The sequence below is a fragment of the Achromobacter kerstersii genome (genome assembly GCF_902859595.1).
Taxonomy (GTDB): domain Bacteria; phylum Pseudomonadota; class Gammaproteobacteria; order Burkholderiales; family Burkholderiaceae_B; genus Achromobacter; species Achromobacter kerstersii.
In genome coordinates this window covers 1-16,333 of record NZ_CADIJQ010000024.1, presented here as the reverse complement: position 1 = coordinate 16,333, position 16,333 = coordinate 1, and the positions used below count along the sequence as shown (strand labels likewise).

17 protein-coding genes are annotated in these 16,333 nt (G+C 59.9%); all 17 read left to right on the top strand.

All coding sequences use genetic code 11. The annotated features are described in order from the left end of the window. A partial coding sequence (locus HV765_RS31385; RefSeq protein WP_276529736.1) for a type 4 pilus major pilin occupies nucleotides 1–349 on the top strand: 349 nt, incomplete at its 5' end. A gap of 66 nt (nucleotides 350–415) precedes the next feature. Further along, nucleotides 416–1,693 (top strand): type II secretion system protein, encoded by a 1,278-nt coding sequence (locus tag HV765_RS31380; protein ID WP_175172154.1) that lies wholly within the window; start codon nucleotides 416–418, stop codon nucleotides 1,691–1,693. Between the two features lie 61 nt (nucleotides 1,694–1,754). Beyond that, nucleotides 1,755–2,585, top strand: coding sequence for a hypothetical protein (locus tag HV765_RS31375; RefSeq protein WP_175172152.1), 831 nt, complete (start codon nucleotides 1,755–1,757; stop codon nucleotides 2,583–2,585). A gap of 15 nt (nucleotides 2,586–2,600) precedes the next feature. After that, on the top strand, nucleotides 2,601–3,224 hold the full coding sequence (locus HV765_RS31370; protein ID WP_175172151.1) for a TrbM/KikA/MpfK family conjugal transfer protein: 624 nt from the start codon (nucleotides 2,601–2,603) through the stop codon (nucleotides 3,222–3,224). A 3-nt stretch (nucleotides 3,225–3,227) separates the two neighbouring features. Then, on the top strand, nucleotides 3,228–3,890 hold the full coding sequence (locus tag HV765_RS31365; RefSeq protein ID WP_175172149.1) for a lytic transglycosylase domain-containing protein: 663 nt from the start codon (nucleotides 3,228–3,230) through the stop codon (nucleotides 3,888–3,890). A 127-nt stretch (nucleotides 3,891–4,017) separates the two neighbouring features. Further along, nucleotides 4,018–4,320, top strand: a complete 303-nt coding sequence (locus tag HV765_RS31360; RefSeq protein WP_175172147.1) for a TrbC/VirB2 family protein — start codon at nucleotides 4,018–4,020, stop codon at nucleotides 4,318–4,320. Then, on the top strand, nucleotides 4,257–4,712 hold the full coding sequence (locus HV765_RS31355; RefSeq protein WP_338077821.1) for a VirB3 family type IV secretion system protein: 456 nt from the start codon (nucleotides 4,257–4,259) through the stop codon (nucleotides 4,710–4,712). The genes HV765_RS31360 and HV765_RS31355 overlap by 64 nt, the downstream gene beginning before the upstream one ends. Beyond that, nucleotides 4,709–7,174: a VirB4 family type IV secretion/conjugal transfer ATPase gene (locus tag HV765_RS31350; RefSeq protein WP_175172144.1), complete on the top strand. Its 2,466-nt coding sequence runs from the start codon at nucleotides 4,709–4,711 to the stop codon at nucleotides 7,172–7,174. Before HV765_RS31355 ends, HV765_RS31350 begins: the two co-directional genes overlap by 4 nt. A 2-nt stretch (nucleotides 7,175–7,176) precedes the next feature. Further along, complete coding sequence (virB5, locus tag HV765_RS31345; protein WP_175172142.1) at nucleotides 7,177–7,926, top strand: P-type DNA transfer protein VirB5; 750 nt, start codon at nucleotides 7,177–7,179, stop codon at nucleotides 7,924–7,926. Continuing rightward, nucleotides 7,926–8,816, top strand: coding sequence for a TrbL/VirB6 family protein (locus HV765_RS31340; protein WP_175172140.1), 891 nt, complete (start codon nucleotides 7,926–7,928; stop codon nucleotides 8,814–8,816). Before virB5 ends, HV765_RS31340 begins: the two co-directional genes overlap by 1 nt. A 615-nt stretch (nucleotides 8,817–9,431) precedes the next feature. After that, nucleotides 9,432–10,124, top strand: coding sequence for a VirB8 family type IV secretion system protein (locus HV765_RS31335; protein ID WP_175172139.1), 693 nt, complete (start codon nucleotides 9,432–9,434; stop codon nucleotides 10,122–10,124). A 5-nt stretch (nucleotides 10,125–10,129) separates the two neighbouring features. Beyond that, nucleotides 10,130–10,708 (top strand): hypothetical protein, encoded by a 579-nt coding sequence (locus tag HV765_RS31330; RefSeq protein WP_175172138.1) that lies wholly within the window; start codon nucleotides 10,130–10,132, stop codon nucleotides 10,706–10,708. Continuing rightward, nucleotides 10,708–11,526 (top strand): TrbG/VirB9 family P-type conjugative transfer protein, encoded by an 819-nt coding sequence (locus HV765_RS31325; RefSeq protein WP_175172137.1) that lies wholly within the window; start codon nucleotides 10,708–10,710, stop codon nucleotides 11,524–11,526. The genes HV765_RS31330 and HV765_RS31325 overlap by 1 nt, the downstream gene beginning before the upstream one ends. After that, entirely contained in the window at nucleotides 11,523–12,695 is a 1,173-nt protein-coding gene (virB10, locus tag HV765_RS31320; RefSeq protein ID WP_175172136.1) for a type IV secretion system protein VirB10, read from the top strand. Before HV765_RS31325 ends, virB10 begins: the two co-directional genes overlap by 4 nt. Nucleotides 12,696–12,794: 99 nt before the next feature. Continuing rightward, nucleotides 12,795–13,814, top strand: a complete 1,020-nt coding sequence (gene virB11, locus HV765_RS31315) for a P-type DNA transfer ATPase VirB11 (RefSeq protein WP_175172135.1) — start codon at nucleotides 12,795–12,797, stop codon at nucleotides 13,812–13,814. A 380-nt stretch (nucleotides 13,815–14,194) separates the two neighbouring features. Further along, nucleotides 14,195–14,464, top strand: a complete 270-nt coding sequence (locus HV765_RS31310; protein ID WP_175172132.1) for a hypothetical protein — start codon at nucleotides 14,195–14,197, stop codon at nucleotides 14,462–14,464. A gap of 64 nt (nucleotides 14,465–14,528) precedes the next feature. Further along, on the top strand, nucleotides 14,529–15,629 hold the full coding sequence (locus tag HV765_RS31305) for a helix-turn-helix domain-containing protein (RefSeq protein ID WP_175172131.1): 1,101 nt from the start codon (nucleotides 14,529–14,531) through the stop codon (nucleotides 15,627–15,629). Nucleotides 15,630–16,333 lie beyond the last annotated feature (704 nt).

Here is a 16,333-nt window from a genome sequence, read left to right as displayed (position 1 = left end):
GGCGCCTGCAATGGCCGAGTCTTCCGTCTTCAAGGTGAACGGCGCCACGGTGGCGCACCGCCTGGGCGGCTCTGGCGTGGGCTCGAACGGAACCATCACAATCGGGCCGGTTGCTCTCGGGGGTGGTGCTATGGGCAGCGGTCTGGGGTTGACGCTAACCAATGTGAACCACAGGGCCTGCCCCGGTTTGGCCACCACGTTGAACTCCGTCTCCGAGATGATCAGTGTGAACGGAACAGCAGCAAAAACGCTAGGCACAAACAACGAACCAGGCTCCTTCAATGCGGTAACTGCTCAAGACCTATGCGTGAAGGGTGACAACAATACGTTCGTCTTCGCCACGCGATAAATCCGTAAACCCGCGAGCCGGGCGTGGCATTGCCTCGCCTGGCATTGCATTGATGACGAAGCTGCCATGTGTCCTTCTGACGTTTCCGTGCCTCGATCAATACCCCGCCAGGCTGGCTTCACGCTTATCGAACTGATGGTAGTGATCGCGCTCGTCACGCTCGCCATCGTCCTTGGCGGACCGGCGCTTAAGCGACAAGTTGACGCGACCGCTGCGGAATCCACCGGCCGATACCTTGCGCAACTTCGCGGCGCAGTAGTAGACCTTCAGGTCAAGCACGAAGCCTGGCTGCGCGGTGAGAATATCGCCAGCGCCCCAGCTGGCACCTACCCCCCACCACCAGCACTTAGCTGGGTCGCCGCCCCAGGAGCCCAGGTCGCACGAGGTGGTGTCGCGGATCTCGCAACGCTAGGCCTGCTGCCGCCTAGCACGCCACGCTTCCCATCCCTCGGAGAAACCGCCCGCTTCATCCTTGTCCGCGAAGGAACGTGCCCCGGCGAAAACTGCCGCACGGGCGCTTACGTCTATACCTGCCAACCGATCAGCGATGTGCGGAGTCGTCGACTCAATGACACCTGCACCGCACCGGCCGGCAAGGCTGCGCGGTTCAATCAAGTGCTGCTCGGCAAGGTGATGGCGGCGTCCGATGGCTATGGCGGTCATGACGCCAACGGCGGTGCCAATGTGCGCGGTCCGCTTATGAACATTCCGCGCGGCTGGTTCGACTTCGGAGCAGAGCCCGGCCACGCCGTCCTGGCGGCAGGTTTGAGTGCCACGCCGTTCGGTCAATTTGTCCGCCACGGAGAAACCAGACCAGTCACGTTCAACAACACCCTGACGGTGGCCGGTGCGATTCAGACCAACACGGGCCTACTGCTCAACACGGCCGTTGCACCTGGCTCGGCGTGCACGCCGGAAGGGTTATACGCGTCTACCGCAAACAAGCTGCTTGCCGTTTGCACCGGTGGCGTGTGGTTCGCCCAAACCGGTCACGTCATCACCGGCACGTACGGCGATCTTCCCAACGACGCGGCAATCCCGGCTGTCACCTGCCCGGCAGGGCTGTCACCCTGGCGGCAGGTCGCGCTACAGGCCGTCGACGCTACGGCACGCGGCGGCGACATCAACATCGGTGGCGCGATCGGCGGCAGCATTCAAGGCTCAGGCTACGTCAATGCCGCCGGCGCCGTGTCGGTCGGCGGTTCCTTCAGTGGCACATTTCAGAACTCTGGAAATAGCTACGTCCGAATGGCGCAGCGCGCCAGCCTCGCCGGTGACCGCGTCGTGATTTCACCCCCAGACATGGGCGCCCGCGCCTCGGTGATTCAAGGCTGCAAGAACTAGCTCCTCCAGCAGGTCTTTCCCCCAGGCCGCATATCGAGCGGCAAATCTATCGGAGATATCCATGTTCCTTCCCTCCACGCGAGGACAGGGCAGGGCTTTGCTCGCCCTGCTGTTCGCGCTGCTCGTGCCTACGGTCAGCCAGGCGTCTACCCCGAAACAGGCGGACGTACAGTTGCAGACCGATCTGAATACGATGGTCGTGCGTGTCGACCAAGGTGCGCCGCTACCGCCAGGCGGCTGCGTCGGTGGCTACTCCTGGCACACGACCTACGGCGGGTGCCGAATCGCCCAGACGCAGGCGGAGTATTCGCAGTGCCCTGCCGGGTACACCGGCAATCAAGTCCGCTACAGGACCTACTACGTTCTACAAGCCAACGCGAACGATGTGGCCTACGAGGGATGGGGGCCGTGGCAAGACGGCTGCACGGCATCCCGCGCCGGCGGCGTACTCGATGTTGTGATCGCGAAAGCCCGTGGCAACGAGACGGGCGAGACGTTCGACAACAGTTTGGGCGGGACGATAGCCGCACAGATGCAGGTCAACTACGGCACGATGTTCGGCGCCACCATCTATCGCCCCACCGCCGAACTGAACTGCATCCACGCTTCGGGCACGACGTCAGGGGACACCGCGCGGGTCTGGATGGGCCAGCTGATGCCGCCCGGCACTTCAGTGACCAAGGGCGTATCCGGCTACTGCCAGCTCTCCAACGGAAATCGGACCGCCACTTTGTTCGGCAGCTGCGACACAGGAAGCGGTGGTGACGCTGACATCTGCCAGGGCGCTACGCGCGTTGTCAACATCACGTCTGTTAGCGGGTGCACGGTCACAACCGAGACGCGCTTGCGTGGCCAGCTCATCGATGTTGGCAACTACGGCATCTGCAACTAACTAGGGAGAACCAATATGCGACCCCTCCGACACCTGCTCCTCCTCCTGGCGTTGGCACTCGCGCCGGTCATCACGCCGGCGTACGCCGCTGGAGCGCCCAGTGTCGACGTCGGTGACGTCCTGGAAGGCGACAAGCGCCTGGCATGCGAAGCCATTCTTTGCTTGTCCAGCGGCACCCGGCCCAGCGAGTGCGCGCCGTCCCTGTCGCGATACTTCGGCATCAACATGAAGAAGCTATCCGACACGCTGGAAGCCCGACGCGATTTTCTATCGTTATGCCCCGCATCAGAAGACTCCAAGGAAATGAGCGACTTGGTCCGCGCCATTTCGCAAGGCGCTGGCAGGTGCGATGCCGCAGCGCTGAACGTTGCGCTCAAAACCTGGGGCGGTGGGAACGACGACGGCGGCCCGATCATCAGCAACAAGCGCCCCGGCTATTGCAACGCCTATGTGTCGCACGAATACACAGCCTTTGACGATGGTCTCCCTCTTTACGTCGGGACACCCGCCGATGGCGGTTACTGGGTAGAGCCACGGGATTACGAGCGCGAGCTTGCTAAGTACGAAAAAGCGCTTGCAGAGCGCACGGAGCGCGAGCAAAACGGCAATGGCCCTGGCTTTGGCATGGTGGGGAATTGACCGATGGACTTCCCTACCCTCGCCAGGCAGTGTGCTCCCGATGTGCACATCAGTACGCTCAGCGCCGTGGTCCGCCACGAATCCGCGTTCGATCCCCTAGCCATCGGCGTCAACGCCAAACCTCACCGCAGCATCCGGCCCAAGTCCAGAGCCGAAGCAGTCGAGGCGGCTCGTGATTTGATGGCCAAGGGCATCGACTTCGACGTCGGTTACGGTCAAATCAATGTGCGCAACTGGAAATGGCTTGGCGTGACACCCGAGACTATTTTCGATCCATGCACGAACCTCGCATCCGCGCAACGCGTTCTGGTCGATTGCTATAAGCGGGCGGCGAAACTGCACGGGGCGGGACAGAATGCGCTGTACGCGGCCTTCAGTTGCTACAACACCGGCAACCTAAACGATGGTTTCCGAAATGGCTACGTCGGCAAGGTTCTCGCAGGCGCGGGCGTCTCCGTACCTGCGATCGTTCCTCCGGTAAACGCGCCCTCCAAAACCAACTCACCTCCCATGTCGAGGCCAGCCGGCTATCAGAGCAAGCAGCCCGACGCACTGCTCTCCCCAAGATCAGATGCCTTTTCTTCACCACGACAGGACGTGTTCGGGCGCACAGCCCACCCGGTGTTCGGATCGCCCGTTCTGAAGCCGAAAAGCGCTGACCGCTGATACCCGTCCCCCTCCAACGCCGACCGTCGCTGTTTAGCCGCTAAACCGGCCGCCCATTCCACTTTCTCGTATTGCCTATTCCGCCCCGCCCTCACCGGCCGGGCGGCTTCACCTCTTGGAGTTTTCAATGTCGATTGCCCCTGCCCAGAATTCTCGCCCGCTCACGCTGCTGGCCTACCTCGCCTTAGCGGCGGTCATGCTGGTGCTGCCCGATGTCGCGTTCGCCAATTTCGAAAAGGGAACCAAGGGTCTTCAAACCTTCTATGACTGGCTGTGGCTGATCATCCCCATCTGCGCGGCCATCGTGGGCGTTCTTATCGGTGTGGCGTATTCGGCCGACCTGATCCGCAAAGACACCGCCATGCAATGGGGCGTCGGCGTAGTCTTCGCCGGTGCAGTGGTTGGCGGCTTCATCAAGCTGTTCTTCTAACCATGAGCAAGAGCGCCGCCTCCAAGCCGGAGTCGCCCGAGGCACAGCCCGCTTCCTCCGTCCCTCCTAACCAATACCCGCTATTCAAGGGCGCCACGCGCGCGGCCACGGTCAAGGGCGGTGTCCCCGCGCGGGCACTCGCTGCGTTGGTGATCGTGACCCTCCTAGTCGCCTCATTCACGTTATGGGGTTGGCTGCTTGGACCAATCCTCTACCCCGTCGTGGCTGTACTCAGCCGTCATGACGACCGCGCCTTCTGGATCTGGGAGCTTTGGGCGAAGACCAAGCTCTTTGCGCCGAACAAGCGATTTTGGGGCGCGGTCTCCCTTTCCCCGACGCAATACAGCAAGCGACGGCCCTGGAGCCGCTTACTCGGAGCTAAGAACCGATGACACAGCATTCGCCCACGATTGCGGCTCACGAGCCGTTTGTTGGCAACTACGTGCCCTTCTCCCATCACGTAACGGAATCAATCATTGCGAGCAAGACCTGGGAATACATGTCCGTATGGCGCATCGACGGCCGCACGTTCCAAGGCTATTCCGAGGCAGAGCACAAACAATGGGCAGAGGAACTCAACAACGTGCTGCGCGGGCTGCCCACGGGGTTCGGTCTTTGGTCTCACTTTGTACGGCGTCGCGTCTCTGAATACCCGGAAAGCGAATATCCCGATTCGTTCTCCCGGTCACACGATGCTTCGTATCGAAAGGCGTTTTCCACCACGCCGCCCATGATCAACGAGATGTACCTCACCGTCATCGTTCGCGCGCAGATCGACCCGGCACTTCAACTACTGTCCAGCTTCGAAAAGCGCACGGCGCGCCAGGCCCTAGCGTGGCAAACCCAGGCGATCGAACAGCTTAACGATGTCAATCGCAAGCTGCGCGGAACGCTCAAGCGCTACGCAGCCGAGCTTCTGACAATAGTCGAACGGGAGTCCGTCAGCCCCGATACACCCGAAGCGACCGATACGACGGAAAAGCGCGTCAGCTACTTCTCAGAACCAGCCGAGTTTTTCGGCTTCCTGCTGAACGGGAAGGTAACCCCGGTTCCCGTGACGAACGCCCGTTTGTATAACTATCTGCCCACCAGCCGACAGTTCTTTTCGACGCACGGCGAGCAGGCTGAAATGCGCGGACCGAATTGGACGCGGCGCTACGTGATGATGGAGATCCGCGAATACTCCAACAACACCAAGCCAGGTCACTTCAATTGCCTGCTGAACCAGCCGTATGAATTCATCATGTCGCAATCCTTCGGGTCCATGTCGAAGGCAGAAGGCCTAAAGGCGCTCTCGCGCCAGATCAAATGGCTGGAGGACTCCGGCGACTATTCGACTTCGCAGATCCAAGATCTGAAACGCGCTCGCGATGATCTGAGTGCCGGCAAGTTTGTCATGGGCGATCATCACGCCACGATTCAGGTCTTCGGCGAGGATAGCGACCAGGCACTACGAGGCGCAGCCGATATCAGCGGGGCTCTGGCCGGCGAAGAGGTGGTCGTTCGGCTGGTTGACCGCGCCCTCATCGCGGCGTGGGCAGCGCAACTTCCCGGAAACTGGAAATGGCGCCCTCGCCCCTGCCCCATCACGTCACCGAATTTCCTGTGCTTTTCGTCCATGCACAACTACCTGTTCGGCAAACCAGCGGGCAACCCGTGGGGACCGGCGGTGACGATGCTCAAGACGATCGGCGGCACCCCGTACTACATGAACTTCCATGCGTCGTTGGCCGAAGTCGATGACACGGGAAAGCGCCGTCTGGGCAATACTTTCCTGATTGGGAAATCGGGAACCGGGAAAACGGTCCTGCTGGGCCACCTGATAGCTCAAGCGCGAAAGTTCGGCTACACCGCTGCGATCTTTGACAAGGATCGCGGCATGCAGGTCACGGTAATGGCCATGGGCGGAACGTATTTCACATTGCAGATCGGCGTGCCGACCGGCTGGAATTATCTACAGCTTGAGCCCACCCTCTCCAACGTCAGCTTCATGGCCAAGCTCACCAAGCTGTTGGCCGCCAACGGAGATGAGCCTGCCACGATCGCTGAACAAAAGCAGATCGAAGTCGCGATCGGGCGGCTGGTTGACCGTATCGACCATCGTGATCGCCGGCTGTCGACGCTTCTGCAATTTCTGCCGGCTGCACCCTCTGAAGGTCAAACGCTCAGCGTACGCGAGCGGTTGCGTCGTTGGTGCGTCGGTAACGAAAACGGTTGGCTTTTTGACAACCCGACCGACGAGCTGGACCTGTCCGTCAAGGACATGTTTGGCTTTGATCTCACCGAGTTTCTCGAGAAGGGAGAAATTCGTGACTCGGCTATCACCTACCTGCTCTATCGAACCGATCAGATGACGGACGGCCGCAGATGCGCACAGATATTTGACGAAGTGCAGCATCCGCTGAAAGTGGCGGCGTTTCAGGAATCCCTTCAGGACAGAAGCCGCACCGTGCGCAAGAAAGACGCCGTGATTATTTGCGCCACGCAGGAGCCTGACGCGGTACTAGAGCTGCCCGCCGGTCGTTCACTTATCCAGCAGTCCGCGACCCAGATCTACCTGCCGAACCCTGGCGCGACGTCGTCCGAATATATCGACGGCTTCAAGCTCACGCCGGCCGAGTTCAAGCTGGTCAAGCACCTTGGTGAGTTCAGCCGCCAGTTCGTCATCAAGCAGGGCGAATCGACAGTCACGGCGGAATTGGACTTGTCCACCTGCCCCGACTCACTTCTGGTCTTTTCGGGTTCCGCCGACATGGCCGAACTTGCCGAAGAGGCTATTGCGAAGTGCGGGGACGATCCCAGCGCTTGGCTCCCCCATTACCTCAAGCTCGCCGACGAGGCGACAAGGAGATGATTATGTTTGCATCGTTCAAAACCTCTATCCGTCCGTACCCGGCCTGGCGCAAGCACGCAGCAGTGATCGTATGCGCAAGCATGATGGCCAACGCTGCGATTCCCGCACATGCCAGTGGCATCCCGGTCGTGGACGCGGCGAGCATCGCGGACCGCGCCATTAAGCACGCCGAGACACTGGCCAAGTACGCCGAACAAATCACCGTCCTCAAAAACCAACTGGAAAGCCAGCGACGCCAGCTGGAAGCGCTGACCGGCACGCGAAACCTGGGCGACATCCTCAACAACCCGCTGATCCGTGACTCTCTGCCGGCCGACGCACGCGACGTCTTACGGTCGGCAAACGGAGGGGGCAGCGGCTTTTCCGATATTGCAGAACGCATCGAGCGCGAGGAGAAGCTGACCGGCAACTACGAGCAGGACAAGAAGAACCTCGACGCACGTACCGAAAAGATGGCAGTTCGCAGCCAGGCGTTGATGCAGCAAACGCAAAAAGGCATGACGGCACGAGTGAGTCAGGTCAATCAACTGCAAAAACAAATCAACCAAAGTCAGGATCCCAAGGCCATTGCGGACTTGCAGGCCAGGCTATTGGTCGAACAGGCCAATATCCAAGTGGATCAAACACGTGCAGACATGTTGGCGCGGCAGCTGGAGGCCGAGCAGGCGCTTATGGAAGCGCAGGCGGACAAGCTCGCAGCTAGCTCTTTTAGCATCGAGGCGATCCGAGCCCCATTGCCGGGAGTCCGGTAATGTCCACGACCGCAGTTTCGCTCTTGAGCCTGGGCGGCGTAGCGAACTGGATCGACGAATCGGTGACAAAGATGCTCACCAGCGTTGTCACACCGATGGTCACCTCGATCACCGTCAAGGTGTTCCCTTTCGTCTCGGTCGGCTTGTCGATTGCGCTCGTTTGGTACGGTTGGCTGATTTCCTCCGGCGCCATACAAACACCAGTCTTCGCTGCGGTCCGAAGGCTGGTCAACATTGCGGTCATCGTTGGGATCGCAGGAGCGGGCGGCCTATATCAGAAGCAGGTCGCTACGATAATGTTGGAAATGCCGACTGACATTGCGAAGCTCTTCACCGGCACGGTAAAGACGCCATCTCAAATGATGGACGAGGCGGCGAACAAGGGTGCCGAGATCGGGACGAAGCTACAAGAGCGCGCCCCAAGTGGCCTAAAAAAGATCGGGCATGCTTTCGTCTTCATGATTGTCTCGGTGATCATCACAGTGATTTCAGCCATCATGAGTGCAGTGGGCATGTTGGTTTTGATTTCCGTGAAAGTCGGTATGGGGTTGGTGGTAGTGCTAGGTCCACTTTGCATACTCTCATTGCTGTTCGAACCAACAAGGGACTTTTTCAAAGCATGGCTACACCAGGCTGTCTACTACGCCATTTATGCGGGGCTTTTCATGGTGGTATTTATGTTTGTCATGGGAATGTTCGGCATGCTGCAAAAAGGTCTATTGGATCTGACTAACGCAGATCAGATAAACGTCTTTTCAATGTTGACTGCAATGGTGTTCTTTATGGCGTGTTCGAAGTTCATGTTCGAGCAAGTCTCAGCCGTGGCTGGTCGCATATCTGGCGGACAAGGAGGAGGGATTTCTGCTCCTATCATTGGAAAGATCGGATAAGATCAACATTGCGGATAAGCAGGTCCAATCCCCACCGTCAACTTATTTTCGAAGGTGTCTCAATGAGCCCACTTACCCCTCTCGGCAAGCCTCTTTCCCAGAGTCCCCCTGCGGGTGTAAATGCGCCATTGCCGGCCCCGCCTATGGGAGCTGGCCAGCCTCCCATTTCAGCGTTTCAGTGGATTAGCCTAGCCAAGGCCGCATGGACTTGGATTCTGCGGCCGCTTTGGTACTTGTGCTTTAAATGGCCAAGTCAGTTGATATTGGCCCCCCTGAAAGGTTCTGATGACAGCGACCTCCAAAGGCAGCAGGAAATTCGAATTCGACGGGACCAGAGGGAAGACCGTCAGAAAAGTTGGTAGATTCCGGTTTCGTTCACTGCGGGTTTTTGCACTCGACGTGATGTGACACTCCAGCAACAGGGCACAGCGTTCGCTGTGCCTTTCTTTTTGTGCTTGGCGCTCGCCAAGCTTCTCTGATCTAAATCCCCCAAGCATCTCTCCGGAGACCACATGAAGCATGCCAATACGGCCGCGCTCGTCGCGGCTCGTCCTTTGTCGTCCGCGCGTTCCGCGCGAACCGACGACCACCACCTCAATCGCACGGGAGACCGCCATGTCTATGGATGATCCCAAGCTTTCGCTCGGACAGGAGCTGGAACGAAATCGTGGCCTCGAGCGCGACCTTGTCACCGAACTCATAACATCCCGCCGAACAGGCGTTCGGTTCGGCGTCCTGGGCATGCTCGTGGCATTAATCGCCATCACGGTTCTCGCTTTGGTTTTCTTCACACGTGACGACCCCCTCCCATACGTCGTTCGTGTTAACGACGCTACCGGCGAGATCGAGCACGTGACCAGGCTAGGCGACGGCCGCGAAGACTACGGCGAGCGCATCGCTCGGTACTTCATCCACCAATACGTACTCGCGTGCGAGGGCTACGACTGGAACACCATCCAAAACACGTACGACCGATGCGGCCTGTTCAGTTCGCCAGATGTCCAGCGCGTCTACGCCGCCAAGTTTCAGGACGATCCGAAAAAGGGCTATGAGGCCCTCGACACCCGATACGGCAAGCACACCCGCATCGTGCCCAGCGTTCGCAGCATCACGTTTGGGCCGCACAACACCGCCACTGTCCGGTTCACGCGGCGCCTCGAGGGTTCCACCGCGTCTGAGCCTGAGCAGCTGATCGCAACGCTTGCATACCGCTACATCAACACCCCTATCACGGAGAAGACTGGCCGGGACAACCCGCTTGGCTTCCAAGTTTCCACCTACATGACCGACGTCGAAACGCTGAGGTAATCACCATGAAGAAAGAGCAAATCAACGAACTCGCCCGCCGCCTGGAAACCGCACACGGCCTCAGCAATCCCGAGCGCACTGCGCTGCTGCGCGATCTGGAGCGCTACGCCAAGACCGACCTATATGGAGCGGCTCGACTCACGAAGGACCATCTGAGCAAAACTGCCGACTTGCGTTTGCCGACCATCGTTGTCGCCGCCGACCGCATTGGCAAGCACTTTGAGGAGCGCATGCGTCAGGCGCGGCGGCCCGTCGAACTTTACGGCGAACAGGATCGCCAGATCCGCCAGCCTGAAGACGGCCGCGAATACAAGGGTCCGGTTGTTGGCACTACGCCAAACTGCCTGATTCAACGCGACCTCGAAACGGGCGATTTGATCGTTCACGCACGCGGCACGCTGAATCGCTCCTTCGAGATCACCGGCAAAGAAGATTCCCTCGCCATCAGCTACCCCTTCAAGGCCGTTGGCGGTGTAGGCCTGGTCCGAGAAGCCGATCACGGGACAGCTGCTGGCATGGGACTGGAACGCCAGCATGCCCCGAAACACGCTCTTGAGCACAACCACGGTATGGAACGCAGCTAATGAACGTCCGCCTGAAATCTATGGCCGCAGCAGCGCTGACCGCGGCGCTTTGCGCAGCAGCCGGCCCTGCCTGGTCCCTTGATCAAACGCAGGCCTCGACCAAAGACAAGCGCGTTCGGTTTGCGGATTACGACTCGGAGGAGGTCTACCAGGTCAACACGTCATTGGGCGTGGCCACCCATATCCAGCTCAACGATGACGAAGATTATGTGACGCACGCATTTGGCGACTCAGCCGCATATGCCTTCCAACCGGTGGGGAAGCACTTGCTGCTCAAACCGAAAGTGGACCAGGCGGACACCAATCTCAACTACATCACCACGAAGCGGAACTACACCTTCTTGCTGAAGTACGCGAAAGAGCGCAGGGGTGGCGACGTGTACCGCATCGTTATGCGCTACCCCGACGCGGATCGAGCAAAGTCTGCCGAGCAGGAGCAGAAGGAGCTGGTCCAACAGGAGCTTGGCAACAGCGATCTGGCCGTCAACTGGCAGAGCTACACCATGAGCGGCGACGTGGCGATCGGACCTGAAGCCGCTTGGGACGATGGAGCGCAGACATCCTTGCGCTTTGCCCCTGGCCAGGACCTGCCAAGCGTCTATTTCGTGGACGCCGATGGGCAAGAAGTCGTTTCCAATCGCCATATGGACGGTGAGCGCACCATCGTCTTGCATCGGGTGGCTTCTCGTTGGCATTTGCGCCTGGGCAACAAAGTGGTCGCCGTGTATAACGAAGCCCCGCTTGGCGCCCGGCCTCTGCCCACCGGCACGATATCGCCGTCAGTCGAACGAGTTCTTCGTGAGGAGCCTCCCAAATGAAGTTCTTCAAGCGCCGGCGCTTACCCGGCAAAACGGTCGACGCGGTTTCCGAAATCGAAGAACATCGGGCACAGATGGAGGGCCGCGGCCGGCCCGACCTGCAAGGCTCGGCAAGGCCTAGAGCGCCGGGCGCCAGGGCGTTCTTCGTCTTGGTGTCGTTGATGGCGCTGATGGTTATCGGCACTGTGCTATGGCGGGCATTGGTCGTCGGCGCGAGCAAAGAGGAGGAGACACCCTCCGGCCTGAAGCCGAAGATCGAAAACAACCTACCCGAACTCCGGCTCCGATCGGAGAGCATCCCTCCTCCGTCGCCGGCTGCCTCGCCGACGCCGGCACCGACACCGCTACCTCCGGACGGTATACCGCAACTCGACAAGAGCTTTCGGCTGGGCGAAATCGTAGAGCAGGTCGTTGCTGACCCCGTCACTCAGCGCAGGCTGACAAGCGGACTTCGAGAAGCCGAAGACGGCGGCGGCGAGGGACAGACAAACGAGAAGTCCAGCCCGCCGAAACGCGAGCCGGACAGTGGCCCCATGTCCGATAAGCTTCGCCCCATGAAGCTCACGTCGACGCGCGCGGACATGCTCGGCAATCTCGATATGCTGATCACCCAGGGCGTCATGATTGACTGCATTCAGGACACGAAGCTCATCAGCGCTCAGGCCGGGATGATTACCTGCTATGCACCGCAGGGCATCCGGTCGGCCAGTGGACGCGTGCAGCTCATTGACCCCGGAACAAAGTTCGTTGGCTATCAACAGGGTGTCCTGGCACAAGGGCAACCGCGCATCGGAGTGGTCTGGTCCCGTCTAGAGACGCCCAAGGGCGTGGTGATCCACCTTGATTCACCGGGAACCGGTCCTTTGGGCGAAGCCGGCCTAGACGGGCACATCGACACCCACTTTGCCGAAAGGTTCGGTGGTGCAATTCTTGTAAGCCTGATCAGCGACTTTGGTTCTTGGGCATCCTCGCGCGGCGGAAACAACAGCGGTGGTTCCGTTAGTTTCAACTCGACGAGCGATGCGGCGCAAGACGCTGTCAGCACTGTGCTGGACAACTCCATCAACATCCCGCCCACGCTGTTCCGCAATCAAGGCGGGCGCGTCGGCATCTACGTCGCGCGAGACCTGGATTTCGGTTCGGTCTACACCCTCCGGCCAGTTCGGTAACACGCCGCTAAAGCCGGCTCGCCTAGGGCGAGCTGGCGCTTCCCTCTGCGCCGTCGCTGATGGCTAGCAGAGCAAGCTCAATTCAATAGGAAGAAGGACATGAAGGATTCCGCTCGCCTAGCTTCGGTGGACACCGTTGCCAATGACATCGCACTGCGTCAAATGCTGCGCCCTGTGGCCGCATACATGAAGGACGACGCCGTCCGCGAGATTACGATCCCGCGGCCAGGGGTAATCCTCACCCGCTCACATGGCCGCTGGAACCTGCATGAAGACCCCGAATTGACCTTCGGGTATTTGGAAGCTCTCGTTTCAACGATGGCCAGCTTCAACAATGTCAACTTCACACCGATCATGTCATTGTTATTGCCTGACGGCGAGCGGGGCCAGGTGGCGCAGCCACCAGCAGTGATCGACGGTACGCTCTCGATAAACATCCGCAAGCACAGCACCGTGGTCAAGACTTTGGACCAACTAGCGGACGAAGGAGCGTTCGATAGCTGGCAGAACGTAAGTGGCGAGCCCGCTCTAGGAGCTCCCATCACGGCAGCCGATGCGGAACTTCTGGACTTGCTCGCTCAACGCAAGATGCGAGATTTCCTCAAACTGGCCATCCAAAGCTGCCGCAATGTCATCGTGGCTGGTAAGACAGGTTCGGGTAAGACCACCTTCGCACGTAGCCTCATCGAATGCGTCCCATTGAGCGAGCGTATCCTCACCATCGAAGACGTACACGAGCTCATGCTGCCGCATCACCCGAATCGCGTACACATGATCTACGGCAGTGGAGCCGGACGCATGTCGGCGACCGATTGCATCGCGGCCGCCATGCGTAGCTCCCCGGATCGAATCTTCCTTTCCGAGCTGCGCGGACCCGAAGCGTGGGATTACCTCAATGCGCTGAATACGGGCCATCCCGGCTCTGTGACAACGACCCACGCAAACAGCGCCTGGGACACCTACGACCGCGTGGCATTGCTCGTAAAGCAGTCGGCAGCGGGCAATCAAATGGACATCGACACGATTCGACGCTTCCTCTATTCCACGTTGGATATCTCTTTGTACTTCTCCGACTACAAGTTGGCAGAGGTGTATTTCAATCCAGGGCGGACGCTATGAGCCGGCCGATCGACGTCACGCTCGCGTTCGTCGCGCCGGCAGGAATATCTGGCGTCCTGCGGCTACAGCATGAAGGCGGCAAAGGAAAAACGGCCCTTCTGTCCATGGGGCTGGCTGGAAGCCTTGATGGCGCGAGTGTATCTGCACCACTCACCGCCGCCGATATGCGCGAGCTCGTAGACGGCCTAATGGACTCGATACACGCCATGGAGCGACAAGAGCGGCTCTGAAGCTAACCCTAGTCCGGCTCCCGGCCGTCTTCAGGACCAAGGTATTTCCCCATCGCACAGCCTTCGCCGCACAGGCCTGAGCGGCATCAGCACGTCGACCACGTCGCATTGCAGTTGGTCCGTCATTGAACCCACTCAAAGAAAATCCAAATGAACCAAGCGCCCTCTACGAGCGGAGCACGCGAAGCGCGCGTGCACGCTGCCTACAAGATCATGAAAAGCGTCTACGAGCGCTGCAAACTGGCCGGGAATACGACGGAAGAAACGCATCTAGCCATTCGCGCCGCTTACCCGTGGGGGGAGCGCCGCGCGTGGCCCTACAAGGCCTGGCTGCAAGCGCGTCGAGAGTTCTACGAAACGCACGACTTGCCCCTGAAAGCACGCCGCTCCATCGCTGAATCATTGGAGGCCGACTCGTGATGGCATGGCTGTACAGGCAATTTCCTTTACCCGGTAGAAACATGCGGCATTGCAAGGGGCGACCATGAGCGTCGAAGCATCGAAATGGGCCAGACTGGCCGACGTCCAGAAATCCTCATCCAAGCTCGTGTTGCTGAACCTGGCCCAGCTCGTACGCTACGACGCGGAGCAATGGACGGTGTTCGCATCCATCGAATATCTGGCCAAGGTTACCCATCTAAATCGCAAGACGGTCATTGAAGCCCTAGGTCGATTGCGCGAACTGGGCGCTATACAGGACACCGGACGACGTGCCGGGGATAACCGTAGCAGCATCATTTATCGCCTTTGCCCTAACGCTGTCCCCTTGATCGACCTCGCGGCATCCGGAACAGCAGCCAGTGGCATTACCGTCCAGCAAAAGCAGCAACAAGACTTCGAGTTTGAATCAGACGCCGGTGCACACCCCGGCACGGTCGCGCCGCGCGATGCATTAGCCACCGGTGATCCGGCAGCAGTCTCAGCTCCCGATCCGCACGCGGCTCACGCGGCAGAAGATTCCGCAAGTGACGCCCGCGGTACCGAATTTGGAGCACCCGAGGACGAGATTCAGGAGCTTTGTCTCGCAACCACGCTGAGTTGTATCGCCGAGGGCACGGTCCATGACGGCCGATCCGCGAAAGGCGTCGCTACAGCCCAAGGTTCGCAGGCGGCTGGCTTTACTGAGCCTGCCCACAAGCATCAGGTCGCAGACAACCACGGCTCACGCCGGCACCGCACGGCCCCAAGAAAGCGGTCCGCCACTGCGTCTTCGGCTGGCGCTGCCGCTACGCCGCTACCGAGCGGTTGGTCGTTGCCGGAGAGGTGGCAAATCTGGACCCAACGTGAGCGACCCCACTGGTCGGCGGAAAAGATTGACGCAATGGCCGCCACATTCAGTGCCTACATGCGCTCCCGGCCGGGCGTGGAGGGCCTTTCGGCCGACTGGTTTGAATCGTGGCGGCTTTGGGTCTTCCGAGAGAGGGAAAACAAGGACGCCAAGGAACTGTCCAAGCCATGGTACGGCTCTTGGAGCGGCATTGTGAGCAAGGGCAAACGGCTGGGGCTGGAGCAGGCGCCCAATGAACCCGAGGCTCATTTCAAGGCTCGCGTGTTCGCGGCCGCTGACCTGCCGGCGCCTCATTAATTGTTATCCACAGCCAGTCCCGAAATCGGGACGAGTGCCAAAAATGGGCCTAGCCCGAATTCTCGATTTGCCCGTCCCGATTTTGGATTTTGCTAGTCCCAAAAACGGCATTTTGCTAGTCCCAAAAACGGGCCTCAATAGGTATATATAGGTTTTATAGGTTTGAGAGAGAGTCGCGCACGAGCCATCGTCGCAATTTGAAAACCGATCCGCCTACCCTCCGGTCGCTGCGCTTCCTCCGCCCCGACGCCTGCGGCGCCGGCCTGAAACCCATAGGAACAGTCCCCCCTCTCCGCCGGCGCTGTGCGCCGCCGGCCGGGGGGAACAATCGCTACCCCCCATGGCGTTGCGCGCCTGGAAGGCGGCCAACGCCACGCGCGCCACCTTCCGAACGTTGAACCACCGCAACGGCTCGCCACGGCTGCTCAGCTTCGACCCCCCAACGACCTCGATGCCACCACCAGAGAGGGTGCGTCCCCTTCCCAGCGACTTATCGTCGCCGGGCGGGGAACCGTAGACCCCAAAGCGCGGGGGCAACTGCCCCCCTGGCCGGCCGCCCTGTGGGCGTCCGCGCTTCCGACCCCCCTGGGGAACTGTGGTGGTCAAGTTTTAGTGGACACGTCGATAGGTGTTTTTTGGACGCTGGCTGGCTTCATAGGCAGCCGGCGTCAGATAGCCCAGCGTAGAGTGCAGCCGCCGGGTGT

Bases quoted from the DNA above. Each gene is read 5' to 3' on its own strand.
- HV765_RS31380 (WP_175172154.1), top strand. From the start codon at position 416: ATGTGTCCTTCTGACGTTTCCGTGCCTCGATCAATACCCCGCCAGGCT.
- HV765_RS31375 (WP_175172152.1), top strand. From the start codon at position 1,755: ATGTTCCTTCCCTCCACGCGAGGACAGGGCAGGGCTTTGCTCGCCCTG.
- HV765_RS31370 (WP_175172151.1), top strand. From the start codon at position 2,601: ATGCGACCCCTCCGACACCTGCTCCTCCTCCTGGCGTTGGCACTCGCG.
- HV765_RS31365 (WP_175172149.1), top strand. From the start codon at position 3,228: ATGGACTTCCCTACCCTCGCCAGGCAGTGTGCTCCCGATGTGCACATC.
- HV765_RS31360 (WP_175172147.1), top strand. From the start codon at position 4,018: ATGTCGATTGCCCCTGCCCAGAATTCTCGCCCGCTCACGCTGCTGGCC.
- HV765_RS31355 (WP_338077821.1), top strand. From the start codon at position 4,257: ATGGGGCGTCGGCGTAGTCTTCGCCGGTGCAGTGGTTGGCGGCTTCAT.
- HV765_RS31350 (WP_175172144.1), top strand. From the start codon at position 4,709: ATGACACAGCATTCGCCCACGATTGCGGCTCACGAGCCGTTTGTTGGC.
- virB5 (WP_175172142.1), top strand. From the start codon at position 7,177: ATGTTTGCATCGTTCAAAACCTCTATCCGTCCGTACCCGGCCTGGCGC.
- HV765_RS31340 (WP_175172140.1), top strand. From the start codon at position 7,926: ATGTCCACGACCGCAGTTTCGCTCTTGAGCCTGGGCGGCGTAGCGAAC.
- HV765_RS31335 (WP_175172139.1), top strand. From the start codon at position 9,432: ATGTCTATGGATGATCCCAAGCTTTCGCTCGGACAGGAGCTGGAACGA.
- HV765_RS31330 (WP_175172138.1), top strand. From the start codon at position 10,130: ATGAAGAAAGAGCAAATCAACGAACTCGCCCGCCGCCTGGAAACCGCA.
- HV765_RS31325 (WP_175172137.1), top strand. From the start codon at position 10,708: ATGAACGTCCGCCTGAAATCTATGGCCGCAGCAGCGCTGACCGCGGCG.
- virB10 (WP_175172136.1), top strand. From the start codon at position 11,523: ATGAAGTTCTTCAAGCGCCGGCGCTTACCCGGCAAAACGGTCGACGCG.
- virB11 (WP_175172135.1), top strand. From the start codon at position 12,795: ATGAAGGATTCCGCTCGCCTAGCTTCGGTGGACACCGTTGCCAATGAC.
- HV765_RS31310 (WP_175172132.1), top strand. From the start codon at position 14,195: ATGAACCAAGCGCCCTCTACGAGCGGAGCACGCGAAGCGCGCGTGCAC.
- HV765_RS31305 (WP_175172131.1), top strand. From the start codon at position 14,529: ATGAGCGTCGAAGCATCGAAATGGGCCAGACTGGCCGACGTCCAGAAA.